The organism is Paraglaciecola sp. L1A13, from assembly GCF_009796745.1.
Lineage (GTDB): Bacteria > Pseudomonadota > Gammaproteobacteria > Enterobacterales > Alteromonadaceae > Paraglaciecola.
On sequence record NZ_CP047024.1, the window covers coordinates 99,227 to 122,239 of the forward strand.

The window sequence follows — 23,013 nt, forward strand, 5'->3', positions numbered from 1 at the left end:
TTGCGCGCTTTTATAAGGCGCGCAACATAGGATACGTGATTGTGATCTAATGCGGCGTAAACGAATGCCGCTTTTGATTTATTTTTGCAGCTTGAGTTTTAATGCAGCCTGTACCGCTGGGTGACAAAACTGATCAACCTTACCGCGGTGCAATGCGACTTCTTTAACTAATGTGGAAGAGATAAACGAGTTTTCTTCTGCAGGGGTTAAGAAAATGCTTTCTAGGTTGGGATTTAGACGACGGTTCATATTAGCCAACTGAAATTCATATTCAAAATCAGATACGGCACGCAAGCCACGAATAAGTACTGTAGCGCCTTGACTGTCCGCGAAATCGGCCAGTAAACCCTCAAAACCAATGACTTCAACATTAGACAAGTGAGCGGTGACTTCTTTAATTAGCGCAACCCGTTCTTGTAAACTGAACAAAGGTTTTTTACTGGGATTGGCTGCAATCCCTACTATTACGTGAGCAAACATGTTGGCTGCTCGGTCGATTAAATCTGCGTGGCCATTTGTAATCGGATCAAATGTGCCCGGATAAACAGCTTTTGTGTGCATACTTTTATACCTTATCAATATGGCCGCTTCTGCCGCATTCCATTTAGCTAATGGCTCTACAGCAACTGTGGCATCGTTACATGCTTACCAACGGTAAAATGCACTTAGTCGTTTAAATTGTTCCCCAAGACGATCTTCACCTACATCAAGATCTACGCCCCAAAAACCAAAGCGTGTGGCGAAGCTATAGCGCAAATTTAATTCTTTATACGCTTGTTGGGCGCTAGAATTAGTGTCGCTATCTGCCGCTGTGAATGTCACATCAATCACTTGATCCTGGGCGAATTTCCAGTTCATGTTCAGCGAGTGGCTGGTTTTCTGTACCTGTTCTTGTCCAAGGAACAAGTCATTAACCCAGTGACCAAGTGATTGGTCTTCATTGGTATAACCCGCAGTATAAAAGTCCGACTGATAAAACAGTTCGTCCAAGCGAGTGAATTCATAACGCAGCGACAGGTTGTTGGTTACCATAGGGAAATACACCCCGAAAGCAAGGCCTTTGTCATTAGGCTCTTGCTCATCAAGTTCAGGGGCATGTTCGAAGGCAAGCTCACCGTAGAGTGAAACAGGCAAAGCGAAAGGTAAATTAATCTTAGTGGATATCGCTGTTTTTTGATCGCTGGCTAGGGCTTGAGGAGATAACGCTGAGGATGGGTCTTTACTGGTTGAGCTGAACAAATCCTGCAAGGCATCTCCTACACTTAGATTGTTATTCGCACCGGCAAATTTAATTGTGCGGCTTAGGCCAATCGTCCATGCCTCAACGGGCGATACGCTCAAGTGCAGTCCCGCTAAATTAGGCTTACCGCTAAACAGCTCCCCTCGTTGACTAATGCCAATGGTGTCATCGAGTTTTGAATAAAACAGTTCGTAGCGTATATCCCAGTCGGATATAGGGGTGGCATTACTGACCGTTATCGAAATGCTAGGTTTCGCATTGGTACTGGTTAGTAGCGCGGAATTCTGCATCGGAGAAAACCAATGTTCGCGGTAGCCTGCCTCAATTTGTGCATATTCATACCCAAAAGCTACGTGAGTATTGTAGAACGTAATATCTTCGCCGTTTGCATAAACGGCCCCAGCTGCCACATAAGCAAAGGGTGAAATGTAGGCTACGCCTGATGCTGAAACTTGATAACTGGAATCACGTTTTATACCACGCTGATTGGGTAGAGGAGCACTCGCGTCGTCACTTGCTGATACTGACGCACTGACATGGGTCAGACTAAACGTGTCTTTGTATCTTGCAAGATAAGCTTCAACAGACCGGTGAAGCTCAGGAAACCGTGTTTGAATAAGCTTATTGCGACGCATCACGTCAATTGCTTTGTACGGTCTGGTCAAGGGGGGACCTGGCGTTAACGCCATAACCTTTTCGATTTGAGATTCAACTTCAGGGGAAATTTGTAATGGCAAATAAGGTGATAAGCCTTTTGCCCATCCATGTGAGGCCACAAGTAAACAGCCGAGTATCCAATAACGAACCATGTATTATTTTATTCCAAAAGAACAAGTAACAAAAAATCGAGTGTAACAATTCGCTCTTAAATTGTATTGTGCTTTGTATTGGGTATTCACCATATGAATCAGAGCGCTTGGCTGAATGTTTTTTAGTTAAGGGGTAATACCATAACTTGCCATCAACGTTTGCCAGTCTTGTTCATTGAAATAAAACGTTGGCTGTTTATTTTGTTCTTTATGTAATGACCGTAGCAGACGTTTTACATTTGCTTGCTTCCAGTTATTGCTGGCGTGAATGGCACACTTGTCAAAATCAATTAACCAGACCTTATTATTTTCATCGAGCATGACATTATGAATATTCAGGTCATGGTGATACACGTTATGATCGTGGAACTGGCGAATGCAGGCACCGATAGCATGCCATATCTTATCGGGTAGAGGACCTTCACACAGCCGGCTAAATACGTCTTTACTATTGGCAATTCGCTTGATAATAATATCGCCGCGATACGTCAAACCTTGACGCGTAACTAGGGCTGCCACTGGTTCAGGTACGGGTAGGCCAAGGTTGAACATATCGCCTAGTAATTTGAACTCACGCCATGGGCGGGTACGCGAAATTCCACGAAACAGGTATTGGTCATCGATCAGTTTACCAATGAGCCCCCCGCGGCGATAATGTCGCAATACATATTCGTTGTCAGCGTGTTCGAAAAAATAGGTCGTGCCACGCCCAGTGGCGCTGCCGGTAAGTTGCTGCTGAGACCGCCAATATTGACTATCAAAAATAGTTAAATCAGGGGCTGCGAATATTTCAGCATCAAATATAATGGTGCTGCTGTCTTTGGTTATTTGCTGAATGTTGGGCATGAAACACAAGGTGCGTTGCAAAATTTGGCTTAGTGTATACCTGTACCGTGTATGAATGCGAGTTTCTGCGCAAGGTGGCAAGCGATGGCTGTCAACAATCAATCATAAATTAGTGAGTATGTAATAACTATGGATCACGGTGAAGCAAACGTCTCGAGAAATGAAGAAGTCGAGCTGATTTTAGGAAACTCAAATTCCAATTTCTCTGGTGTGACCTCAACGATGTTGCAGGTTATGTCTTATCAGCGAAAGTTGATGAACTTGCGGGTTATGGGAACACACTATTTGCCTGATGAAACTCAGGCAATGACATTTTGGCAAGTGGCAAAAATGTGCCGTAAGCCATTGAAAAATGGTAAGTATCGGATTTTTCATGCGCGACGAGTGGATGAGATGATCCAAGCGGTTGTGCTCAAATATATCTTTGGCGCAAAAATTAAAATGGTGTTTAGCTCCGCTGCCCAGCGATTTCGTTCTGGCTCTACGTTATGGCTGACCCGAAAAATGGACGCTGTTGTGGCGATAAGTAAAGCATCTGCCAAGTATTTAGCTGAGCCGCCAAATGCCATTATTCCTCATGGCATTCAAATTGAAAATTTCGCTCCTGCTGACAACAAAGAGCAGGCTTGGCAAGCATTAGGTTACGGGGGCAAATACGGCATTGGTATTTTAGGGCGAGTGCGAAAGCAAAAGGGCGTGCACTTATTCGTGGATGCCTGCATCGAAGTATTGCCTAAATACCCAGATTACACTGCTGTGGTAGTGGGGGCGATATCATCCAGTCACCAAGAGTTTGTCGATGAGCTTAAAGCTAAAATTGCTAAAGCAGGTTTGAGTGAGCGTATTGTATTTACTGGAGAATTACCGTTTGCACGCATACCACCTATTTTTAGCGCCTTGTCCATGGTATCTGCGTTAAGTGATAATGAAGGTTTTGGGCTAACGGTACTTGAAGCGATGAGTTGCAGTGCAGCGGTCTTGGCGACTCAGGCGGGGGCTTGGGAAGAAATAATTCGTGAAGACATAGATGGCCATGTAGTGCCTGTTAATGACTTGCCGGCAGTCACGGCAAAAATGGATTCTCTACTATCAGACCCCAAAGTGTTACATGAAAAAGGTCTAGCTGGCCGTGCTAGAGTATTAGAGCATTATACCGTTGAGCGTGAAGCAAAAGCCTTGGTCGATTTATTCAAAAGTTTGCAATAACAATATGCGTATTGGCTTAGGAAAATCCTAAGGCTTTTAATGTGGCGTTAACCGCGCCACTGTTTTCTTGTAATACACGTTTTCCTGCTTGTCCCGCATGTTTACGTGCACTTTCATCGGTTAGCCACGCCGTTACCAGCTGATAAATTTGCTCAGCATTATTGACCTCGAACAGTGCGCCTTTTTCCGCTAAAACCTGACATATCGCAGGATTATTGTAGCGATGGGGGCCCATTAAAATGGGGACTTCATAGGCGGCAGGCTCTAATGCATTATGCCCACCCCGATCGGCGATACTGCCACCCACGAAAGCGATAATGGCTAAGGCATATAAGGCTTGTAGTTTGCCCATTTCATCGACTAGCAATACCTGTGCTTTGTCAGGATCCCCCCCATTCTGGCTGCCATCAGACGAGCGTATACAGTTCAGCCCACTTGCTTGGCAAATCTGATACACATCATTAAAGCGCTGTGGATGGCGGGGTACAATCACTAGCAATACATTGGGGTGTTGGTCGAGTACTCGCTGGTGGGCGACGAGTAGCACTTTTTCTTCAGGAGCATGAGTACTGCCCGCAACAATGATGGGGCGCTTGGAAATACCAAAAGCATTGGCGAAATCTTCCGCTTGATGATGGGCCTCAGGCCGAGCAGGCTGCTCAAATTTAATATTATTGGTCAGCACCAAGGTATTGGTTGGCGCACCTAACATTTGATAATTACTAAAATCTCGCTCGCCTTGGGCGCAGATTTTACTCAATTTATGCAGCATAGGCACAAAGAGTGCTGATATTTTTCCATAGGTACGCGCTGAGCGATCTGTCATGCGTGCATTAATCACCGATACAGGAATATCTCGGCGCCAACATTGGTGAATCATATTGGGCCAAAGCTCTACTTCTGTGATGATGACCTGAGATGGGGCGGCGCGCTTGAGGAGGCGGCGCATCATCCAGCCAGTATCGATCGGCAAATAACAGTGGGTAATAGTATCTTTGAATAAATCGTTAGCTTGTTTGGCGCCAGTAACAGTCGTAGTGGTCAATGTTATAGGGATGTTTGGGTGTGTTTTGCGAATTGCGCTGATGACGTTGGCTGCGGCGACTACTTCTCCCACCGAGACACAATGGATCAACAAGCCGCCGGGTACTGCTGTGCTCAAATTGAATCCAAAGCGTTGAATGCGAGTTTTTGAATTGGCTAATTTTTTAGTCAAAAATTGGTAACAAAAATGCAAAAACAAAAAAGGTAACAAAATCCACAGCACTAGAGTATAACCCCATAGACTGAAGCGCTCTTTTCGTTTTGAGGATAAGGTGATGTTCATTATATCGCCAGCAAATAGGTTCAATTGGCATTTTAACAGTATTCTAATAGTTTTAGACTAAGCTTGTGAGCAATAGTTATCTGTTAAATCTTTTAAATAGGATAAAAAATTTCCTGTAATAAATCACCATAACAAGTAATACTCACCTTATAACTTACTAAGAATCAAAGGAGTTATACTCCCTGTTGCTTTTTATCGCACGGAAACGGTATTGGATTAGGAGTCATTTTTGCAAAATATCCATCACATAGGGTTTCGATTCGCACTCGCTTTATTGATGTTGTTTTGCGCCAATACTACCTACGCTGAACAACCAAAATTACAGGTGATTGCCAATAGTAGTGTCAATGTAACCTCATTGACTGAAAGCCGCGTGCGCTGGATTTTTTCAATGCGCCAAACTACCTGGGAGGATGGCTCTGCAATAAAAGTGTATGTGCTAAATAAACAAGATCCTGCCCATCAATTTTTTTGTAAAAACGTTCTGGGTATGTTCCCTTACCAACTTGAGCGTACGTGGAATAAATTAGCTTATTCTGGTTTGGGAGAAAAACCTATTTTGGTGAGTGATAGCCAAGAAATGATCGAGATGATTAGTCAACAACCAGGCGCCATTGGTTATATTCTATCGAACACATTACCGCCAAGCACACACGCTGTACGTATTCTCAAGGAGGGGTAAGGTGATCAAATCAAGCATACTTTTTTCGTTTCTCATTTTCTCGCTTACTCACCCTAGTGTGAGTTCGGCTGGTGACGTTGTATGGCACGGCTTTGGTGCGCAAGGCATTATCCAGTCCAGCGACAGCAATTATATTAATGACAGCGGTGATGTATCGTTACGCTTAACTGAAGTGGGGCTTAATGCATCTTATCGTATTAATCAAAAGCTAAGAGTGTCAGCTCAGGGTATCTATATCAATGGTGGTAATCGGTTTGGTGAAGGATTGCGAATAGACTATTTATTTCTAGATTATCAGCTGCTTAACTCCAACAGTTGGAATATTAACGCGCATCTAGGACGTTATAAAAATTACCATTGGTTATATTCCGCAACACGCGATGTACCACACACCATGCCCTCTATTGTTTTGCCTCAGTCGTCATATTTTGATGCATTTCGCGATGTGTCTTTAGGCAGCGATGGTCTTTCCTTAACTGCGCAACACTTGAATTCACTTGGCGAATGGGACGTACGATTGAGCCACGGCAGCTCACGTGTTAAGGATGAGCAAACTGAAAATTTAATGTCTAAACTGGCTACTGGTGATCTTGAACATGATTTTGATACGCAGTTTAGCGTGTCTTTTAGCCCTCTTAGCAGTGGCTTATCATTGGGCATGAGTCTGCTAAAAACTAAATTTAGTTACCATTCGAGTGATAATGATGTTTTCACCGATGGGAGTGCTCGTTTAAGCAGGATCATGTTGAGTCTTTCCTATAGCGCTGAATATTGGGATATCAATGCGGAAGCGATGCATGAAGAAAGCAAATTCAAAGGTTTATTTCCTGAAGGTAGAGACGAAAATGGGATATCCGAAGGCTTGTATATTCAGGGGCGATATTTTATTCACCCTGATGTGACGTTATTGGTAAGGTTCGATACGTTTGATGCCAATAGGGATGACCGAAATGGAATCAAATATCAGCAGAACAGCGGCGGTACTATTCCGAATTATTTTGCCTATCGAGATCAGTTAACACTTGGTGCGTCATGGGATTTTTCAACAAATTGGCGAGTTCGGGCCGAATATCACAAAATTGATGGGCGCGCTCGTTTAGCGCCGGTTTTTATTCCTGATACTGTGACCAATGATTCCCAGTATTGGGATATATGGGCGCTGCAAATTATTTATTGGTTTTAAGCATGCAAATTTTTATCAGCCTTCCATGGAAAATCATGAGCCTGTTGATCGGTTTTTTACTGATCGCCAGCAGTTTATTGACTATCGTTTGGATTGATAAAAACGATCAAGATTACCTCCGTCAGCATCAAGCTTTACACGACAGAGATTTAAATCAAATGCATTTAATCAGAGAAATGCTAAGCAATCGCTTGGAGCTCTGGTTTGAGTCATTTATTCATTTGCAACAAGGGATAACTGATAATCCAGATGCAACGAGAGACTTTATTAGCGAAGAGTTTGATTATCTGCAGCTAAATTGGCAGATTAACAATCTATGGTTATTTGATAGCGAACAGCGGGTGATTTATGCAAATCATCAATACATACCTGATTATGTAAAAGATGGTGTAGCACAAACGCTAAAAAACCAGTCTTCCGTGTCACAAATTCGTTGTGTACAGTCCTGTTTTCAGTTGATTAGCATGCCGATTTTATCAGCGAATGGCGATTTATTGGTGTTAACCGCCAGTGCGTCTTTACTGGAAATGATGGCGGCATTGAATCGCTCCACATCGGCTGAGCTTGCATTGGTTGTCACGCCATCGGGAATAAAGGGGGCGCCACTTCGTGATGCACAGATACAAGCCCCTATTTCTTACATAAAACGTCAGAACCTCGATGCTTTACTTAAGCTTATTCCTCAAGATATCACCCTCGATATGGTGCTAGACAAGGGATACCGGCTGGTTATGAACGAACAAGCCTACTTAATAAATTTATTACCTGTTGATAACGATGTTGCCGATACGGCTTATCTACTTGCAGTACATGACATTAGTGAAGAGTGGGCAAGGCACGACAGTTATCAGCTTGGTGTCATTACCATCTCGGCTATTGTTGTAGCCTTATGTGCGCTGACATTTTTTTTGATGGCTGAGCGCTTACGCAGGCGTTTGTTGATTCTAGCAAAACGTCTGCCACTGTTAGCACAAAAGAAGTATGACGAATTCAATGACATGAAATTCAAGCATAGCCTAATGTTTCTGGATGAAATCGATGAAGTTCAGCGTTCAACGAATCTGCTCGGAGAACAATTGGAGTCCATGGACGGCAAGATTGAGCAAAACACCAGAGAGCTGGAAAATATCGCCATGTATGACCGGCTCACAGGGTTACCTAATCGTAATATGTTGAACTTTATACTGCGCAAAAAAATAGCGGCTTTAGCGCGCACACCTAAACCATTAGTCGTTATATTGCTAGATTTTGATAACTTTAGAAAAATTAATGATAGTTATGGGCATGGTGTAGGTGACGAATTCTTGATGGTTGCAGCACAACGCTTGCGAAGCAGTTTGCGAGAATCTGATGTTATTAGCCGCTTTGGTGGGGATGAGTTTGTTATTGTGCTTCAGGAAATGGATGACGTCAGTAACGCCATCACGCTTGCTGAGAAGTTGGTCATTAAATTTCGTGAACCGGTTGAAATCGGTGCTCAACGTTTTTATACCTCCATAAGTTTAGGGATCACTACCTGTGAAGGACAAAACTTGACAGTAGATGACTTAGTGCGTCAAGCGGACATAGCGATGTATGCTGCGAAAGATGCTGGTGGCGATCGCTATAGTATGTTTAACGAAGGTATGAGCACGAAAGTTATGCGCCGTATTGAGATTGAGCACGACGTAAGAGATGCCTTATTAGATGGACAGTTCAAGTTTGCCCTTCAAGCACAAATAGAAATCAGTACGGGTAAGTTAATTGGTTTTGAAGCGCTTGTTCGTTGGCTGCATCCGAAAAATGGCTATATTATGCCTGACGAATTTATACCTATCATGGAAAACTCGGAGAGCATGATAACCCTTGGTTATTGGGGCATAAAACGTGCTTTTACGATATTGGCGCATCTTGAAAGCCTTGGATTTCGTGGTTATCGCGTTGCGGTTAATCTATCGGCAAGTCAGTTTTTAGATCCCAACCTAATTAACTTTATGCGCGAGCAATTAGCGCAGAGCGAACAAGGGGCAGAACAGGTTGAGTTAGAGCTAACTGAGCGCACAGTTGTGGCAGACATAGAGCAAACGCTGCGTAAAATGCACGAATTAAAAGAATTAGGTTTTAGTTTTTCCATTGATGATTTCGGTACTGGATACTCATCACTAGCATATTTGTCGCAGTTACCGGTGGATATCATCAAAATTGATCGTAGCTTTATTGCCGGTATGAGTGGTAATAGTGCTGATAAACAGATCGTGAAGTCCACAGTGGCTATGGTGCGTAAGTTAGGTATGAAAGTGGTTGCTGAAGGTGTCGAAACCGCTGAGCAACTCAATATGCTTAAAGAAATGCGTTGTGATGTGGCCCAAGGCTATTATATTTCTAAGCCTATATTTGAAGATGATCTCTATCAAGCATTGCCTACGAAACTCGACGACGGTGTGTGGAATAAGCTCGACCTGCAGTTTTAGTTTTCAGTTGTTGTAAAAAATCTATGACGTTCCCTTTGTTCATTGAGCATACCAATTGCACCAATTATTCGCATGCACAGGGGGTTATCCTTTATTATCCCGCCATATTAATTTTCCAAGAGGTCAGCTCATGAAACAAGCGTTCTATGATCGTTTAGCACAGCAAATTAGCGAAACCAAAGCTCAGGGGCTTTATAAAACCGAACGTATCATTCAGTCACAGCAAAGTGCCGATATACAGGTATCCGGTGGGCAGAATGTGTTAAATTTCTGTGCCAATAACTATCTTGGTTTAGCAAATAACCCAGAGTTAATTAGCGCAGCTAAAGAGGGATTAGATAGCCATGGTTTTGGGATGGCATCAGTTCGTTTTATTTGCGGTACCCAAGATATTCACAAGGCCTTAGAAAACAAAATCAGTGACTTCCTCGGCATGCAAGAAACTATTTTGTATCCGTCTTGTTTTGATGCAAATGGTGGTTTATTCGAGACTATATTGGGGCCAGATGATGCCATTGTGTCTGACGCACTTAACCATGCCAGTATCATAGATGGCGTGCGCTTATGTAAGGCTAAGCGTTATCGCTATGCCAATAACAATATGCAGGAATTAGCAGCTCAGTTAGAAAAAGCCAAAAACGATGGCGCTGAAACCATATTGATTGCCACTGACGGCGTGTTTTCCATGGACGGAGTCATTGCTGATTTGGCTAGTATTTGTGATCTCGCAGATCAGTATGGCGCGTTAGTGATGGTCGATGACTGCCATGCTACCGGTTTTGTCGGTGAGCAAGGTCGTGGTAGCCATGAATACTGCAATGTAATGGGGCGGGTCGATATTATTACCGGTACCTTAGGCAAAGCACTTGGTGGTGCATCAGGTGGTTACACCTCGGGTAAAAAAGAAGTAGTTGAGTGGTTACGCCAACGTTCTCGCCCGTATTTATTTTCAAATTCAGTAGCTCCTCCGATTGTCTCGGCGTCTCTAAAAGTGTTTGATATGCTCGCCCAAGGGCATGAACTACGTGCCCAGTTAACGCGTAATAGCGCGCATTTTCGTGAGCGAATGCAGCAAGCAGGGTTCACGTTGTCTGGCAAAGATCATGCGATTATTCCAGTGATGCTTGGGGATGCAAAACTAGCCAGTGAAATGGCTGAAAAAATGCTTGAGCGCGGTATCTATGTGGTGGGGTTCTCGTTCCCCGTGGTGCCCAAGGGGCAAGCGCGTATTCGTACGCAGATGTCTGCAGCTCATAGTATTGTACAAATTGATCGTGCTATTGACGCATTTATTGAAGTGGGTAAAGAGCTCAAGGTGATCCAATGAAATCGTTAGCGAAGCTTCAATCCGAAAAGGGTATCTGGCTGCATGACAGTGACTTACCTACGGTCGGCCATAATGATTTGCTGATTAAAATTCGCAAAACGGCTATTTGTGGCACCGATATGCATATTTATAACTGGGATGAGTGGGCACAAAATACTATTCCCGTCCCTATGGTTGTTGGCCATGAATATGTGGGCGAAGTGGTCGAGATAGGGGAAGAAGTACGTGGTTTCTCTATTGGAGATCGGGTGTCCGGCGAAGGGCATATTACATGTGGGCATTGTCGTAATTGCCGAGCGGGGCGTCGTCACTTATGCCGCAATACATCGGGCGTTGGAGTCAATCGCCCCGGTGCTTTTGCGGAGTATCTATCTATTCCAGCGTTTAATGCATTTAAAATCCCCGATAATATTTCAGACGATTTGGCGTCAATTTTCGACCCGTTCGGCAATGCCGTACACACAGCTTTGTCGTTTGATTTGGTTGGCGAAGACGTATTGATCACAGGGGCCGGGCCCATTGGCATCATGGCTGCAGCAGTTGCACAACATGTTGGTGCACGCCATGTGGTGATTACCGATGTCAATGAATACCGTTTAGAGCTGGCACGTAAAATGGGAGCATCTCGTGCAGTTAATGTGGCTAAAGAAAGTCTTAAAGACGTGATGAATGATTTAGGCATGACCGAGGGCTTTGATGTAGGACTCGAGATGTCAGGTGTGCCCGCGGCTTTTCGCGATATGCTGGACAAAATGAACCATGGCGGAAAGATAGCGATGCTTGGTATACCGCCGGGTGACGTTGCCATTGACTGGAATAAGGTGATCTTTAAAGGGTTAGTGATTAAAGGTATTTATGGGCGTGAAATGTTTGAGACATGGTATAAAATGGCCAGTCTTATTCAAGGTGGCTTAAATCTCGGGCCGATTATTACCCATCAATTTAATATCGATGAGTTTCAGCAAGGATTTGATACCATGGGCTCAGGCCAATCTGGCAAAGTAATATTAAATTGGTAATCAAAGGGTAGGATCATGGATCAATTCGCACATATTTCCGTGCAGGATACACAGCAAAAACTTGAAGCAAAGCAAGCTCGTCTCGTTGATATTCGTGATGAGCAGTCATTTGTGGCGGGTCATATTGAAGGTGCCGTACACTTAACGAATGGCACCTTAGTTAATTTCACTCAAGAAACTGATTTTGATACGCCCGTTATTGTATGTTGTTACCATGGCGTGAGCAGCCAACAAGCTGCTCAGTTTTTAATACATCAAGGATTTGATGAGGTGTACAGCATGGATGGTGGGTTTGAAGCGTGGCGCCAGAGCCTTCCTATTATAAGCGGTGAGTAAACGATGTCAGTGCCTTTTTTATTGGTCAAATTTAGTCAGGAACGTGCTGCGTTATTATTGATTAATTATCTGAATAGCAAAGGGATTTCAGCCCAATATTCCTTGCAACACGATGGCCATGAACACGGCGTAGAGCTGTTAAATGAAGCAGATAAAGATCAAGCAAGTGTTATAGCGGGTGAATTTATTCAAGCTCCCAAAGACATCAAGTACCAGCAAGCAGCTTGGGATAGCGGTCAAACCGTAAGTTTACGCCAGGGGCAATCAGGTATTTCGTTAACCGGTATTTGGCAACAACTTCGTGATACGCCTGTCACTACCAGTGTGTTGTTAGTGTGTTTAGGCATCTATTTATTTGCCATGGTTGGCGTCATTTGGCCCTACGAAGTCTTAGTTATTCAACCCATTGATGATTTGTTGAATAATCATCAGTGGTGGCGTTTAATCGGTCCTGCGCTGATCCACTTCTCAATGCTGCATATAGTCTTTAACTTACTTTGGTGGTGGACATTGGGCGGCCAAATTGAACGTCGTTTAGGTAAAACGACCTTAACGGTATTATTTTTGGTTTCGGCTTTGTTGTCTAATATTGGGCAGTTACTGATTAGCGGGCCGAATTTTGGTGGTTTGTCTGGAGTAGTTTATGCGTTAGTTGGCTGCGTTTGGTGGTTAGGTTGGTTGCGTCCAGCTTGGGGTTTGATGATACCTAAACCCATGGTGGGCTTTTTGTTAGTATGGCTAGTGATTGGTTATGCAGATATTCTTTGGGTCAGTATGGCAAATACTGCTCACACCGTCGGCTTATTTACCGGTTGCGCATTTGCATTTGTGCTCAGCAGGTTGTCAGTGAAAAAGTCTAGAGCCTAAATATGGCTTAGGGCTCTGGTGTGCTGAGAATTAGTTGATATCTATAAATGCTATCGCGACTGATTTTTATGACTCTTGGATATTCGGTCTGAAGAGATAATAGAACAGTCGCCTTATTCAATACAGCTAGACTTAGCCGTAATAAATGTACTTGGTAAAAATAACATCTTTTATCATATTTGACCCCGTTTCTTTCTTCATTAACTTGCGCATATTTTCTATAAGACTACGGCGAATGTCTTCTCGTCCGGTGAGCGATCTAACTCGCTCTTCTGGTTGACGACCCAGAATTTCAATGGCCGTTGCACGCAATAACGGTGCATGGTGCGCAGCTAATTCTAGATCACTTGCATCTTCAAGCATCAATTCGATCGTGATGCGAACATATCCTAACTTGCGATTATTAGAACCTAAGTAGTTAGTCACTATGTCTGGCTCTAAACCAAAATAGGCAAATTGCTTACCAGCAGGCTCCTGAGCAAAAGCAGAGGTGCTTAGTGCACTTAACAATATTAAACAAATGCAAAACGATCGAAAAATACGCATTTTTGCCTCTTTGCTGATGGTGTTTTAATTTCTATTGTGTCAATAGCTTACCAATATTTAGCCAGATCGTTAAAACTATTTATTCGCTCTTTAGTCTAGCTGCGGCAATTGTTATTATGCGTGGCTATGCAAAATACTCATAAAAGTGCCTTCCCTTTAGATGATGCTGTGACTTGGAATAACCAAGGGCACATATCTATCCCCAATTCCCATTTAGAAAGTTGGTTACTGAATACAGGCTCGTTAACTCAGCGTTTAAAAACTCATTGCGCAGAATTTAATGTTCAAGTGGTCGGTCAGTACCAAGCATTGGCAACGCTAGATGAATATCGGCAGCTTGGAGTGGAACCTGAGCAGTGCCGCAAGCAAGATTGGCAAATACGTGAGGTGATATTGCATGGCGATACTCAACCTTGGGTGCTCGCGCGTTCAGTGATCCCGCAAGCTCTTTGTGAAAGAGATTTTCTAAATTTAGGCGATAAACCTTTAGGACATCTGATATTTAACGATAACAGGTTTAAGCGTCAACCATTTCAGTTGATGTGTATGCAACCTAGTGATGCGTTTTTACACCATTATGACTTACCTGCTATTGCAACGATGTGGGGCCGACGATCGGTTTTTCATTATCAAGATTATGCCATGATGGTTGCAGAACTATTTTTGCCGCAGGCGCCGGTATATAGAGGGGCAAGCTTTGAGCAGTAAGCTGTTTAATCGCACTACGTTCACCGGTTTTTGGTTGTTAATGCGCGCTGATAAGCCGGTAGGCTCCTATTTGTTGCTGTGGCCTACGCTATGGGCACTGATGTTAGCTGCACAAGGCTTACCACCTTGGTCGATCACAGTAGTTTTTGTCACTGGGGTTTTTGTTATGCGCTCAGCTGGGTGTGTAATCAATGATTATGCTGACCGTAAGGTAGACGGTAAGGTGGCCCGAACAAATGCGCGTCCGTTAGTGAGTGGCATTGTGACCGAAAAGCAAGCTCTGGGATTATTTGCGACCTTAGTAGGGGTGGCTTTTTTACTCGTACTGACCTTAAATTGGCAGACCATCGTTTTATCAATAGGTGCACTCGTATTAGCCAGTGTTTACCCATTTATGAAACGCTATACCCATTTGCCTCAGGTGGTGTTGGGCGCCGCGTTTGGTTGGGCAATACCCATGGCGTTTATGGCTGTTAACGCGACAGTACCGAGTTGGGCGTGGGGTGTATTTGCCATTAATGTTTTGTGGACTGTTGCTTATGATACGCAATATGCCATGGTGGATAAAAGTGATGACTTAAAAATTGGTGTGAAATCTACCGCTATTTTATTCGGTCAATACGACAGGTTTATAGTTGGTTTACTGCAATTGAGTGTCGTTTTGATGCTTATGGTGCTAGGGCGATATTTGCAGTTGAGTCTGCCGTTTTATCTTGGCGTCTTGGTAGCGGCAGGTTTATTTTTACATCAGCAGCGTTTGATTTTTTACCGAGATAGACAAGCCTGTTTTAAGGCTTTTTTAAATAACAATTATGTGGGCATGGCTATCGCGTTGGGTATAGCTGGACATTACTTTATGTGACACGCTAGTTAGCATCACATCTACCGGAGATGATATGAATAACCTGATTGGGGCCATTTGTAACCCAGCTAAAACATTAATGTCGCAGTTTCGTTACTCGGTTAAATTCACTATCATCAGTATTATTTTCTTGGTTCCATTGATTTTGAGTCTAGCTTTACTGCAATACGAATACAGTGAAGACATTAATTTTATTGATCAAGAGCGTAAGGGTGTCGCTTTTATTCAAGCTCTGCAAGACGAGCAGCTCAATCTAGCTAGCAACATTATTGATGCTAAATCAGTCTTTACTTCTACATTATCTGTGCAGCAAAAAGCATTAGATGAGCTTGCTTCAACGCGAGTCAATGGAAGCGTTGAACGATACCAGCAGGCACTAGATAACGGTGATAAGGAAGGCGCATTTAAGGCATTAGCGACTTTGTCGCAGGCGATTTCAGATGTGACTAATCTGGAGCTTGATTTAGCCCTCGACACGAGTTATCTCATTACTACTTTGGTTCGTAGTTTACCGCAAATGCAAGATCAGCTGGCCATAACTAGTTCATTAGCTCTGCAGGTTACCCAGTCCGGTAGTTTTACCCCAGACTCATATATCGGGTTATCAAACGCCAATCAAAAGCTTCCCGTTATGCTTGAGGGCGTGGAACAAAGCATTCAAGTGAGCTTGCAGGCAAACCCTGAGATAGAAAAAGCGGCTGCTCTACAATGGCAAGCCCTTGAAAGTAGTTTGGTTGCTCATCAAAGCGTTATTCAGCAACAAATTCTCGACCCCGATAGTATTAACATCACCAGTAACAAACTCTTATTAAGTAGCAAAGCGGTAAATCAACAGTTAAGTGATTTCGCTTCATCTTTGCTACCAATCCTAGATGGGCTGCTATATGAGCGAGTTGCCCAAGCTCAATTTAAAAATTACGTTATTTTGAGTGTGTCAGTGATCGCCGTTTTGTTGGCTTTTTACCTGTTTATTGGAATGTATTTGTCAGTTACCGAGAATATCAAACAAGTAGTAACGGCTGTACACAGTATTGCCGATGGCGATTTAAGCTCTCGTGTTGCGGTGTCCGGTAAAGATGAAATGCGCGATATTGCCGATGATATGAATCATATGACTGAGAACTTACAGACCTTAGTTGCGCGTATCAGTGACGCTATAGAGACCTTAAGTCAGTCGGCGTTAAGCCTCAAAGGAATAACCGCCAAGACCAAGCAAGATGTGACAGAGCAAAAATCTGGGACTGAGTTAATTGCTCAATCTATGCAGCAATTAACTCAAGTTGCACATGCTGTTGATAAGAACTCAGGAACCGCTACTGAATCCGCAGAGGTGGCGCAAAGTGAAGCACAACAGGGTAAGCAGTTAGTCGGACGTTTACAATCTGTGATGCGTGATATGCAATCGGAGTCGAGTCGTTCACAAGAAGCGATAAATCGGCTGGTGGAAGACAGTAAAAATATTGGTCAAGTGTCAAATGCAATAAACGGCATTGCTGATCAAACAAACTTACTTGCGCTCAACGCAGCGATTGAAGCCGCTAGAGCAGGCGAACATGGTAGAGGGTTTGCGGTCGTCGCTGACGAAGTACGTACATTGGCTAAGCGTACTCAAGACCAAACCAATCAAATTCATGACATTATCAGTAAACTACAACAGGCAACGAAAGACACAGAATTGAGCATGGAGCAAAGCCGTGTTCAGATGGATGTGAGTGTTCAAGAGAGTGCGGTGGTTGAGGCATCGTTACAGCGCATTACCGAAGTGATCAGCACTATCAACAATATGAGTGGTGAGATATCCGAATTGGCGACACAACAATCGAATGTCACCAACTCCGTTGCATCTCAAGTCGAAGAAATTGCTGCCATATCTGAGTCAACTATGAAAGGGGCTCAAGAAACTGAGCACTCTGCAGAGGATTTGCTAGTCGTGGTTAATAGCCTCAAAAATGAGTTGGCTCAGCTACAAAAAGGCCGGTAAATAGACCTTATTTTTCTTGTAAGCTCTTTTCTAATGCGTTGAATTTGGCTTCCAGAACGGAGAGCTTTTCTCGTGTGCGTATGAGCACATTGCTTTGAATTTCAAATTCTTCACGGCTCACAAAATCCAATTTATTGAGCTGGCTTTGTAGCACTTGTTTAACCTTTGACTCTGCGCCTTCAGCCATTGTTTTCACGCCAGGAGGAATGGCATCCGTGATTTGTTTAGCAATATCCTCTAATTTTTTTGGGTCAAGCATCTTGGGCTCCGTCATAAGATTGAACCCCTATTGTAGCGAATACTAAGACGCTTGGCAGCATAAAAACTATCTGTGCCGTTAATCTACAAATCACACACAGAAATGCATAATTTGAGGCTGATTGTTCGCCTTTTAGGGTGGATTGATATTACAATTCGCTGCCCAATAAAAAAGTGAAATTCATGAAACTCAACCCAGGCCAAAATGACGCAGTAAATTACATATCCGGCCCTTGCTTGGTATTGGCGGGGGCAGGCAGTGGTAAAACCCGCGTAATCACCAACAAAATCGCCTACCTTGTGCGCGAATGTGATATTCCGGCGCGCTATATTGCTGCGGTAACCTTTACCAATAAAGCTTCTCGAGAAATGAAAGAGCGGGTCGCGCAAACGTTAGGTAAAAAGGAGGCTAGGGGGTTAAAGGTTTCTACATTTCATACTTTGGGGCTGAGAATTATTAAGGCTGAGGTGAAAACGTTAGGACTAAAGGCGGGATTTTCGCTGTTCGACGACAAAGATAGTTTGGCGCTACTTAAGGATTTAACGGATGTTGAACTGGGCGGTGATAAAGATCAATTGAAACTGTTGCAAAGCTGTATATCGAACTGGAAAAACGATCTTTTGTTACCAGAACAATTGCTAAAACGCACCACATCAGCAGGAGAAACCGAATTTGCAGAGTTTTATCAGCGTTATCAGAATCATTTGCGAGCATACAATGCCCTTGATTTTGATGACTTAATTCTGCTGCCAACCTTGTTAATTAAGCACAATGAAACGGTGCGACAGAAATGGCAAAATCGTATTCGTTATCTGCTGGTAGATGAGTACCAAGATACCAACACGAGTCAATATGAGTTGGTGCGTTTACTGGTTGGCCAGCGTGCTCGATTTACCGTGGTTGGGGACGACGACCAATCTATATATTCTTGGCGCGGTGCAAGACCACAAAATCTGGTTCTACTGAGCAAGGATTTTCCCGACTTGCGGGTGATCAAATTAGAACAAAATTATCGTTCATCAGGTCGTATATTGCATTGCGCGAATATCCTGATCCAAAACAATCCACACGTATTCGAAAAACGGCTTTTTTCTGAACTAGGCTATGGCAATGAGTTGCGTATTATTACGGCTAAAAATGAAGAGCATGAAGCAGAGCGTGTCGTTGCCGAGTTGATAGCCCATAAGTTTATGCAAGGCACTAGCTTTAAAGATTACGCCATATTATACCGGGGAAACTTTCAATCACGCTTGTTTGAAAAAGTCCTGATGGCCAACCGCATACCTTACAAAATCAATGGTGGCACCTCGTTTTTTGGCCGTGCAGAAGTCAAAGACATCATGGCCTATTTACGCTTACTGGTGAATCAAGATGATGATAATGCCTTGCTGCGGGTCATCAATACGCCCACCCGTGGTATTGGTCGTGTGACCCTGGAAAAGCTGGGTAATTTTGCTAACGAAAACCGCACAGGTATGTTTGAGGCGGCATGTTCTCCTATGTTGTCCAGCATATTAACCGGTAAGTCGTTAGAAGCAGTAGAGCGTTTTTCCCGGTGGGTTGTAGAGCTAGCCGACGAAATTAAACGTAGCGATAGCATAGCTGCTATTCGTCAAATGATTAAAGATATAGGCTACGAAGAATGGCTTTACGAAACCAGCACTAGCCCTAAAGCTGCTGAAATGGGTATGGCGAATATCAGTACCTTGTTTGGCTGGGTGAGTGACATGCTCGAAGGTGGAGAGTTAGACCCCCCAATGAGCTTGCAAGAAGTGGTGAACCGCCTAATTTTGCGCGATATGATGGAACGCGGTGAAGACACCGAAGAAACCGATCAAGTTCAACTCATGACGTTACACTCATCAAAAGGTTTAGAGTTTCCGTATGTGTTTATGGTCGGGATGGAAGAAGGCTTGCTGCCTCATCAAAGCAGCATTGATGAAGACAATATAGAAGAAGAGCGTCGCTTGGCCTATGTAGGGATAACCCGCGCGCAGAAAGAGCTTTTTTTCACCCTGGCTAAGGAGCGTCGCCAATATGGTGAAGTGATTCAGCCCGAACCGAGTCGATTTCTACATGAACTACCCGCTGATGATGTCATCTGGGAGATAAAAAAAGTTAAAGTTAGCTCTGAAGCCCGCCAGCAAAAAGGCCATACGGGCATTGCTCACCTGCGGGATATGATGAATAAAAAGTGACGTTTTAGCGCTCGATTGAGATGGCTGTTGGTTCCTCTAAATAGGATCCTTGGCCGAGTTCACAGCCGATCGAACGCAATAAATCTGCTTGCTCTTTGTCACTAATACCGGAAACGATGAGTTTAAAGTTCAGGTGCTGAGACATCGCTAACACCGATTGTATGAGCTTCAAATTCCGTTCTGAGCGAGATATGGTTTTAACAAACCGATGATCCACTTTGACAAAATCAAACGGATAAGAATACAAATAACTTAACGAGGCAAGACCACTACCAAAGTTATCAAGTACAAGTTTTATACCAGAGCGTTTTAAGTGCTTTATCGCTGGTAGGCTAAACTCGGCGCGGCGATTCAAATCGTTTTCATCAAATTCAAAGACTAAACGTTTAGGATCAATCTGCTTAGCTTTAATATCTTGTATCAGTTGCACGGCAGCTTCTGCTTGCGTTAGATAATGAATAGAAAGATTAACCGCTACTCGATAGTTTTCTTGTTTAGCATAAGGCGTGAGTTTTTTGCTTAACATAGCAAAAGCTGAATTCAGCATGTAGTTGTCCATCTCTACTACGAGGCCACTGTGCTCTGCAATTTGCCAGAAACTATCGCGATCCATAGCACCTAACCTAGGGTGCATCCACCGAATGCGACATTCGTCATACAGATGACTGGAGTCTCGCATATCGAAAACAGGATGAGAGTAAGCTTCAAAAGCGCCAATTTTTAATGTATTACGAAATTCACTTTCAACTTCCAGTTCTTCAAGTAGTTTCTTGCGCATAGTCAAATCGAAAACCACAAATTGGCCGCGGCCTTGGGATTTAGCTTGATACATTGCAGCATCTGCATCACGTACTACTTCACTGGCTGATTGATAACCGCTTTCAATATAAGCGATACCGATACTGGCACCAGAAAAAATCTCTCGCTCGTCGAGTACAAACGGCGCAGCGATAGAATTAATAATTCGTGCAGAAATCACTTCTACGTCATCTGGGGAGTCGAAATTGTCTAATAAGATAACAAACTCATCACCACCAAGACGGGCGAGTAAATCATGACTACGTATACAAAGACCAATACGCCTGGCTACCTCAATCAAAAATGAGTCGCCGGCGTGGTGGCCTATTGAATCATTAATTTGTTTAAAACGATCTAAATCGATAAAGACCACAGCAAAGTTATTATGTGGATAGCGTTTTTTATTTGCTAACGCCTGACTTAAACGAGCGTTGAACATAGTGCGGTTGGGTAAATTTGTTAAGGCATCATGATGGGCGTCATGTACTAATTTTTGCTGAATTGCTTTGCGCTCTTCAATTTGCTTTTGTAAATATTGATTGGTTTTGTTTAGCTCATCTGTGCGTTCTTTAACTTTCTCAGTTAACTGCTGATTATAAGCATGTATCGCGTCTGAAGAGCGCTTGCGCTCCAATGCCACCGCAATATGATGGGAGACAAAACGCAGTAGCTCCAAGTCGCGCAATGAGTAATGTTCATCTTGGCTATAGCTTTGTATTGCAATGACGCCAGATATTTCACCGTCAACGACTAAAGGTGAGCCTAGCCAAGAATTATTTTGTTCCAGCATGTTCTTTGCTGTAACAGCATCGAGCTCATTTTTTGCGGTTAACTCTTTGACTCTTGAAGGATTGATTAGCTCTGCAGTACCTGAGCGCAATACGAATTCCGTTAAGCCAAGTCCCACCTCGCGTGATTCGATTTGAGAGTTCATTTCATCAGAATAATAAGGAAATTCGAGTCGTTTTTTATCTGCGCTGATAGTTGATATATAACAGTTCGGTGCACTAATTAATCTGGCGATAACTTCGTGTAAGGAAGCGTAGAAGTCTGCCATGTTGCCGTCAACAGACGCTGATAACTCTGATATCTCAAATAATGCGTTTTGTAGCGACTCAACTTTTTGTCGTTCGTTTATTTCTTCTTGGAGTTCTTCGTTGATATTTTGCAGTTGCTTGGTACGTTCGCGGATCGTTAATTCGTTCATTTCGCGGCTTTTAACGCGATCGACTGTATTGACGATATGTTGCGAGACGAACAATAGGATGTCTAAATCTTCTTGGATATAGCGTATCGATTTATCGTAGCTCTGCACCACCATAGCGCCAATGACTTGGTTGCCTCTTTTTAATGGCACACCAATCCAATCTACTGGGCCTGAACCGATTTGTTGGACGTTAATTTCTTTGAGTTGCTGTTCGCGATTTTCTTCCGTTAAAAAAAGGTGGTTTCCGCTGCGCAGAATATAGCCGGTAAAACCTTCCATTAATTGACTGGCAGGGATCTGCCGTAATGCAACTTCGTCAAATTGATCGACAAAATAAACGAAATCAACCACTTCGTTTATTTGGTCATAAAATGCCACATAGAAATTTTGGGCATTCATAAAGCGTCCGATGATGTCGTGGATAGCAGGGTATAAGCGGGATAATTCATTGACTGAGCTCGCAAGTTCAGAGATATCAAAAAGTGATTTTTGAATAGCTTCTGAGTGCTTATATTTATCGGTGAGTTGTTGCAACTGAGGGATCAGTTCACGTAACTCTTCAATAGATAAGTTGTCAGAGATGTTGGTAGTTTCGGAACGAGACGATATTGCGTGCACAGAAATTCTATTTTTTATTATTTTTATAGAGTTGAAAATAAACTATTTGTTACAAAAAGGCCACCTTAGGGTGGCCTTTTTACTAACAATTTTTTGCTTTAAAACGATTAATTATAGACCTTCGATCATATGTTCAATAGCGGCTTTAATTTCATCATCGGAACAATCACCACATGTACCACGAGGAGGCATTGCGTTTAAGCCATTGATTGCATGTTGCCATACCGTGTCGAAGCCTTGCTCTAAGCGAGGGGCCCAGTCAGCAGCATTCTGAAACTTAGGCGCACCTAATACACCTGAGCTATGACATGCGACGCATGCTGATGAGTAGATGTCCGCACCTGAACGTGGGCCACCTGCTGAAGCCGTTTCTGCTTTAGCGCCGGCAATATGTACTTTGCCCACAGGTGCAATACGTGATTTTATATCGTCATCGGAGTTAATCGCAGCTTGCGCCGTGAAAATCGAGGCTAAACCAACAAACATGCACAACAAAATTTTACGTTTCACTATTTTCTCCACGTCAGGGGGTAGTCCTGTCATT

Annotated in this window: 20 protein-coding genes; 12 read left to right on the forward strand and 8 right to left on the reverse strand. The window is 43.3% G+C overall.

The genetic code is table 11. The features are described from left to right. Nucleotides 1-78 precede the first annotated feature (78 nt). The 3 genes from coaD to GQR89_RS00450 all read right to left on the reverse strand — a co-directional run bounded on the left by coaD (nt 79) and on the right by GQR89_RS00450 (nt 2,895). Nucleotides 79-561, reverse strand: coding sequence for a pantetheine-phosphate adenylyltransferase (gene coaD / locus GQR89_RS00440; RefSeq protein ID WP_158768230.1), 483 nt, complete (start codon nt 559-561; stop codon nt 79-81). 84 nt (nt 562-645) lie between these two features. Continuing rightward, complete coding sequence (locus tag GQR89_RS00445; RefSeq protein ID WP_158768231.1) at nt 646-2,049, reverse strand: capsule assembly Wzi family protein; 1,404 nt, start codon at nt 2,047-2,049, stop codon at nt 646-648. A 126-nt stretch (nt 2,050-2,175) separates the two neighbouring features. Beyond that, a complete protein-coding gene (locus GQR89_RS00450) occupies nt 2,176-2,895 on the reverse strand; it encodes a 3-deoxy-D-manno-octulosonic acid kinase (RefSeq protein ID WP_158768232.1) in 720 nt (239 codons plus the stop codon). A 129-nt stretch (nt 2,896-3,024) separates the two neighbouring features. Between GQR89_RS00450 and GQR89_RS00455 the strand changes: the two genes are divergently transcribed. Beyond that, on the forward strand, nt 3,025-4,101 hold the full coding sequence (locus GQR89_RS00455) for a glycosyltransferase family 4 protein (RefSeq protein WP_158768233.1): 1,077 nt from the start codon (nt 3,025-3,027) through the stop codon (nt 4,099-4,101). A gap of 16 nt (nt 4,102-4,117) precedes the next feature. On the opposite strand, the gene GQR89_RS00460 is transcribed toward GQR89_RS00455, so the two are convergent. After that, a complete protein-coding gene (locus GQR89_RS00460) occupies nt 4,118-5,428 on the reverse strand; it encodes a 3-deoxy-D-manno-octulosonic acid transferase (protein ID WP_158768234.1) in 1,311 nt (436 codons plus the stop codon). Between the two features lie 229 nt (nt 5,429-5,657). On the opposite strand from GQR89_RS00460, the gene GQR89_RS00465 reads away from it, so the two are divergent. From GQR89_RS00465 to glpG, 7 genes are all read left to right on the forward strand, one after another. Further along, a complete protein-coding gene (locus GQR89_RS00465; RefSeq protein ID WP_158768235.1) occupies nt 5,658-6,110 on the forward strand; it encodes a hypothetical protein in 453 nt (150 codons plus the stop codon). A 1-nt stretch (nt 6,111) separates the two neighbouring features. Continuing rightward, complete coding sequence (locus GQR89_RS00470; RefSeq protein WP_158768236.1) at nt 6,112-7,293, forward strand: TonB-dependent receptor; 1,182 nt, start codon at nt 6,112-6,114, stop codon at nt 7,291-7,293. A 35-nt stretch (nt 7,294-7,328) separates the two neighbouring features. After that, nucleotides 7,329-9,743 (forward strand): bifunctional diguanylate cyclase/phosphodiesterase, encoded by a 2,415-nt coding sequence (locus tag GQR89_RS00475; RefSeq protein ID WP_158768237.1) that lies wholly within the window; start codon nt 7,329-7,331, stop codon nt 9,741-9,743. Nucleotides 9,744-9,873: 130 nt separating this feature from the next. Further along, complete coding sequence (locus GQR89_RS00480; protein ID WP_158768238.1) at nt 9,874-11,070, forward strand: glycine C-acetyltransferase; 1,197 nt, start codon at nt 9,874-9,876, stop codon at nt 11,068-11,070. Next, nucleotides 11,067-12,089 carry an L-threonine 3-dehydrogenase gene (gene tdh, locus GQR89_RS00485; protein ID WP_158768239.1) on the forward strand — a complete coding sequence of 341 codons (1,023 nt, stop codon included), beginning with the start codon at nt 11,067-11,069 and terminating at the stop codon, nt 12,087-12,089. The genes GQR89_RS00480 and tdh overlap by 4 nt, the downstream gene beginning before the upstream one ends. A gap of 15 nt (nt 12,090-12,104) precedes the next feature. Then, nucleotides 12,105-12,425: a thiosulfate sulfurtransferase GlpE gene (glpE, locus tag GQR89_RS00490; RefSeq protein ID WP_158768240.1), complete on the forward strand. Its 321-nt coding sequence runs from the start codon at nt 12,105-12,107 to the stop codon at nt 12,423-12,425. 3 nt (nt 12,426-12,428) lie between these two features. After that, a complete protein-coding gene (glpG, locus tag GQR89_RS00495) occupies nt 12,429-13,292 on the forward strand; it encodes a rhomboid family intramembrane serine protease GlpG (protein ID WP_158768241.1) in 864 nt (287 codons plus the stop codon). Nucleotides 13,293-13,424: 132 nt separating this feature from the next. Here the strand turns inward: glpG and GQR89_RS00500 are convergent, their stop codons facing one another. Continuing rightward, nucleotides 13,425-13,838, reverse strand: coding sequence for a flagellar basal body-associated protein FliL (locus GQR89_RS00500; protein ID WP_158768242.1), 414 nt, complete (start codon nt 13,836-13,838; stop codon nt 13,425-13,427). A 126-nt stretch (nt 13,839-13,964) separates the two neighbouring features. On the opposite strand from GQR89_RS00500, the gene GQR89_RS00505 reads away from it, so the two are divergent. Genes GQR89_RS00505 through GQR89_RS00515 form a run of 3 tightly spaced genes read left to right on the forward strand, consistent with a single transcriptional unit; the run spans nt 13,965 to nt 17,389 of the window. After that, nucleotides 13,965-14,546, forward strand: coding sequence for a chorismate lyase (locus GQR89_RS00505; RefSeq protein ID WP_158768243.1), 582 nt, complete (start codon nt 13,965-13,967; stop codon nt 14,544-14,546). Between the two features lie 40 nt (nt 14,547-14,586). Further along, nucleotides 14,587-15,408 (forward strand): 4-hydroxybenzoate octaprenyltransferase, encoded by an 822-nt coding sequence (ubiA, locus tag GQR89_RS00510; protein ID WP_233269141.1) that lies wholly within the window; start codon nt 14,587-14,589, stop codon nt 15,406-15,408. 34 nt (nt 15,409-15,442) lie between these two features. Next, complete coding sequence (locus tag GQR89_RS00515; protein ID WP_158768245.1) at nt 15,443-17,389, forward strand: methyl-accepting chemotaxis protein; 1,947 nt, start codon at nt 15,443-15,445, stop codon at nt 17,387-17,389. Between the two features lie 7 nt (nt 17,390-17,396). Here the strand turns inward: GQR89_RS00515 and GQR89_RS00520 are convergent, their stop codons facing one another. Then, on the reverse strand, nt 17,397-17,648 hold the full coding sequence (locus GQR89_RS00520) for an accessory factor UbiK family protein (RefSeq protein WP_158768246.1): 252 nt from the start codon (nt 17,646-17,648) through the stop codon (nt 17,397-17,399). 182 nt (nt 17,649-17,830) lie between these two features. Here GQR89_RS00520 and rep point away from each other — a divergent pair, with 182 nt between their 5' ends. Continuing rightward, nucleotides 17,831-19,846 carry a DNA helicase Rep gene (rep, locus tag GQR89_RS00525; protein ID WP_158768247.1) on the forward strand — a complete coding sequence of 672 codons (2,016 nt, stop codon included), beginning with the start codon at nt 17,831-17,833 and terminating at the stop codon, nt 19,844-19,846. A 4-nt stretch (nt 19,847-19,850) separates the two neighbouring features. Here rep and GQR89_RS00530 read toward each other — a convergent pair whose 3' ends face one another. Beyond that, nucleotides 19,851-22,469, reverse strand: coding sequence for an EAL domain-containing protein (locus GQR89_RS00530; protein WP_199271355.1), 2,619 nt, complete (start codon nt 22,467-22,469; stop codon nt 19,851-19,853). A gap of 111 nt (nt 22,470-22,580) precedes the next feature. Continuing rightward, nucleotides 22,581-22,979 carry a cytochrome c5 family protein gene (locus GQR89_RS00535; RefSeq protein WP_304611185.1) on the reverse strand — a complete coding sequence of 133 codons (399 nt, stop codon included), beginning with the start codon at nt 22,977-22,979 and terminating at the stop codon, nt 22,581-22,583. Nucleotides 22,980-23,013: the final 34 nt, after the last annotated feature.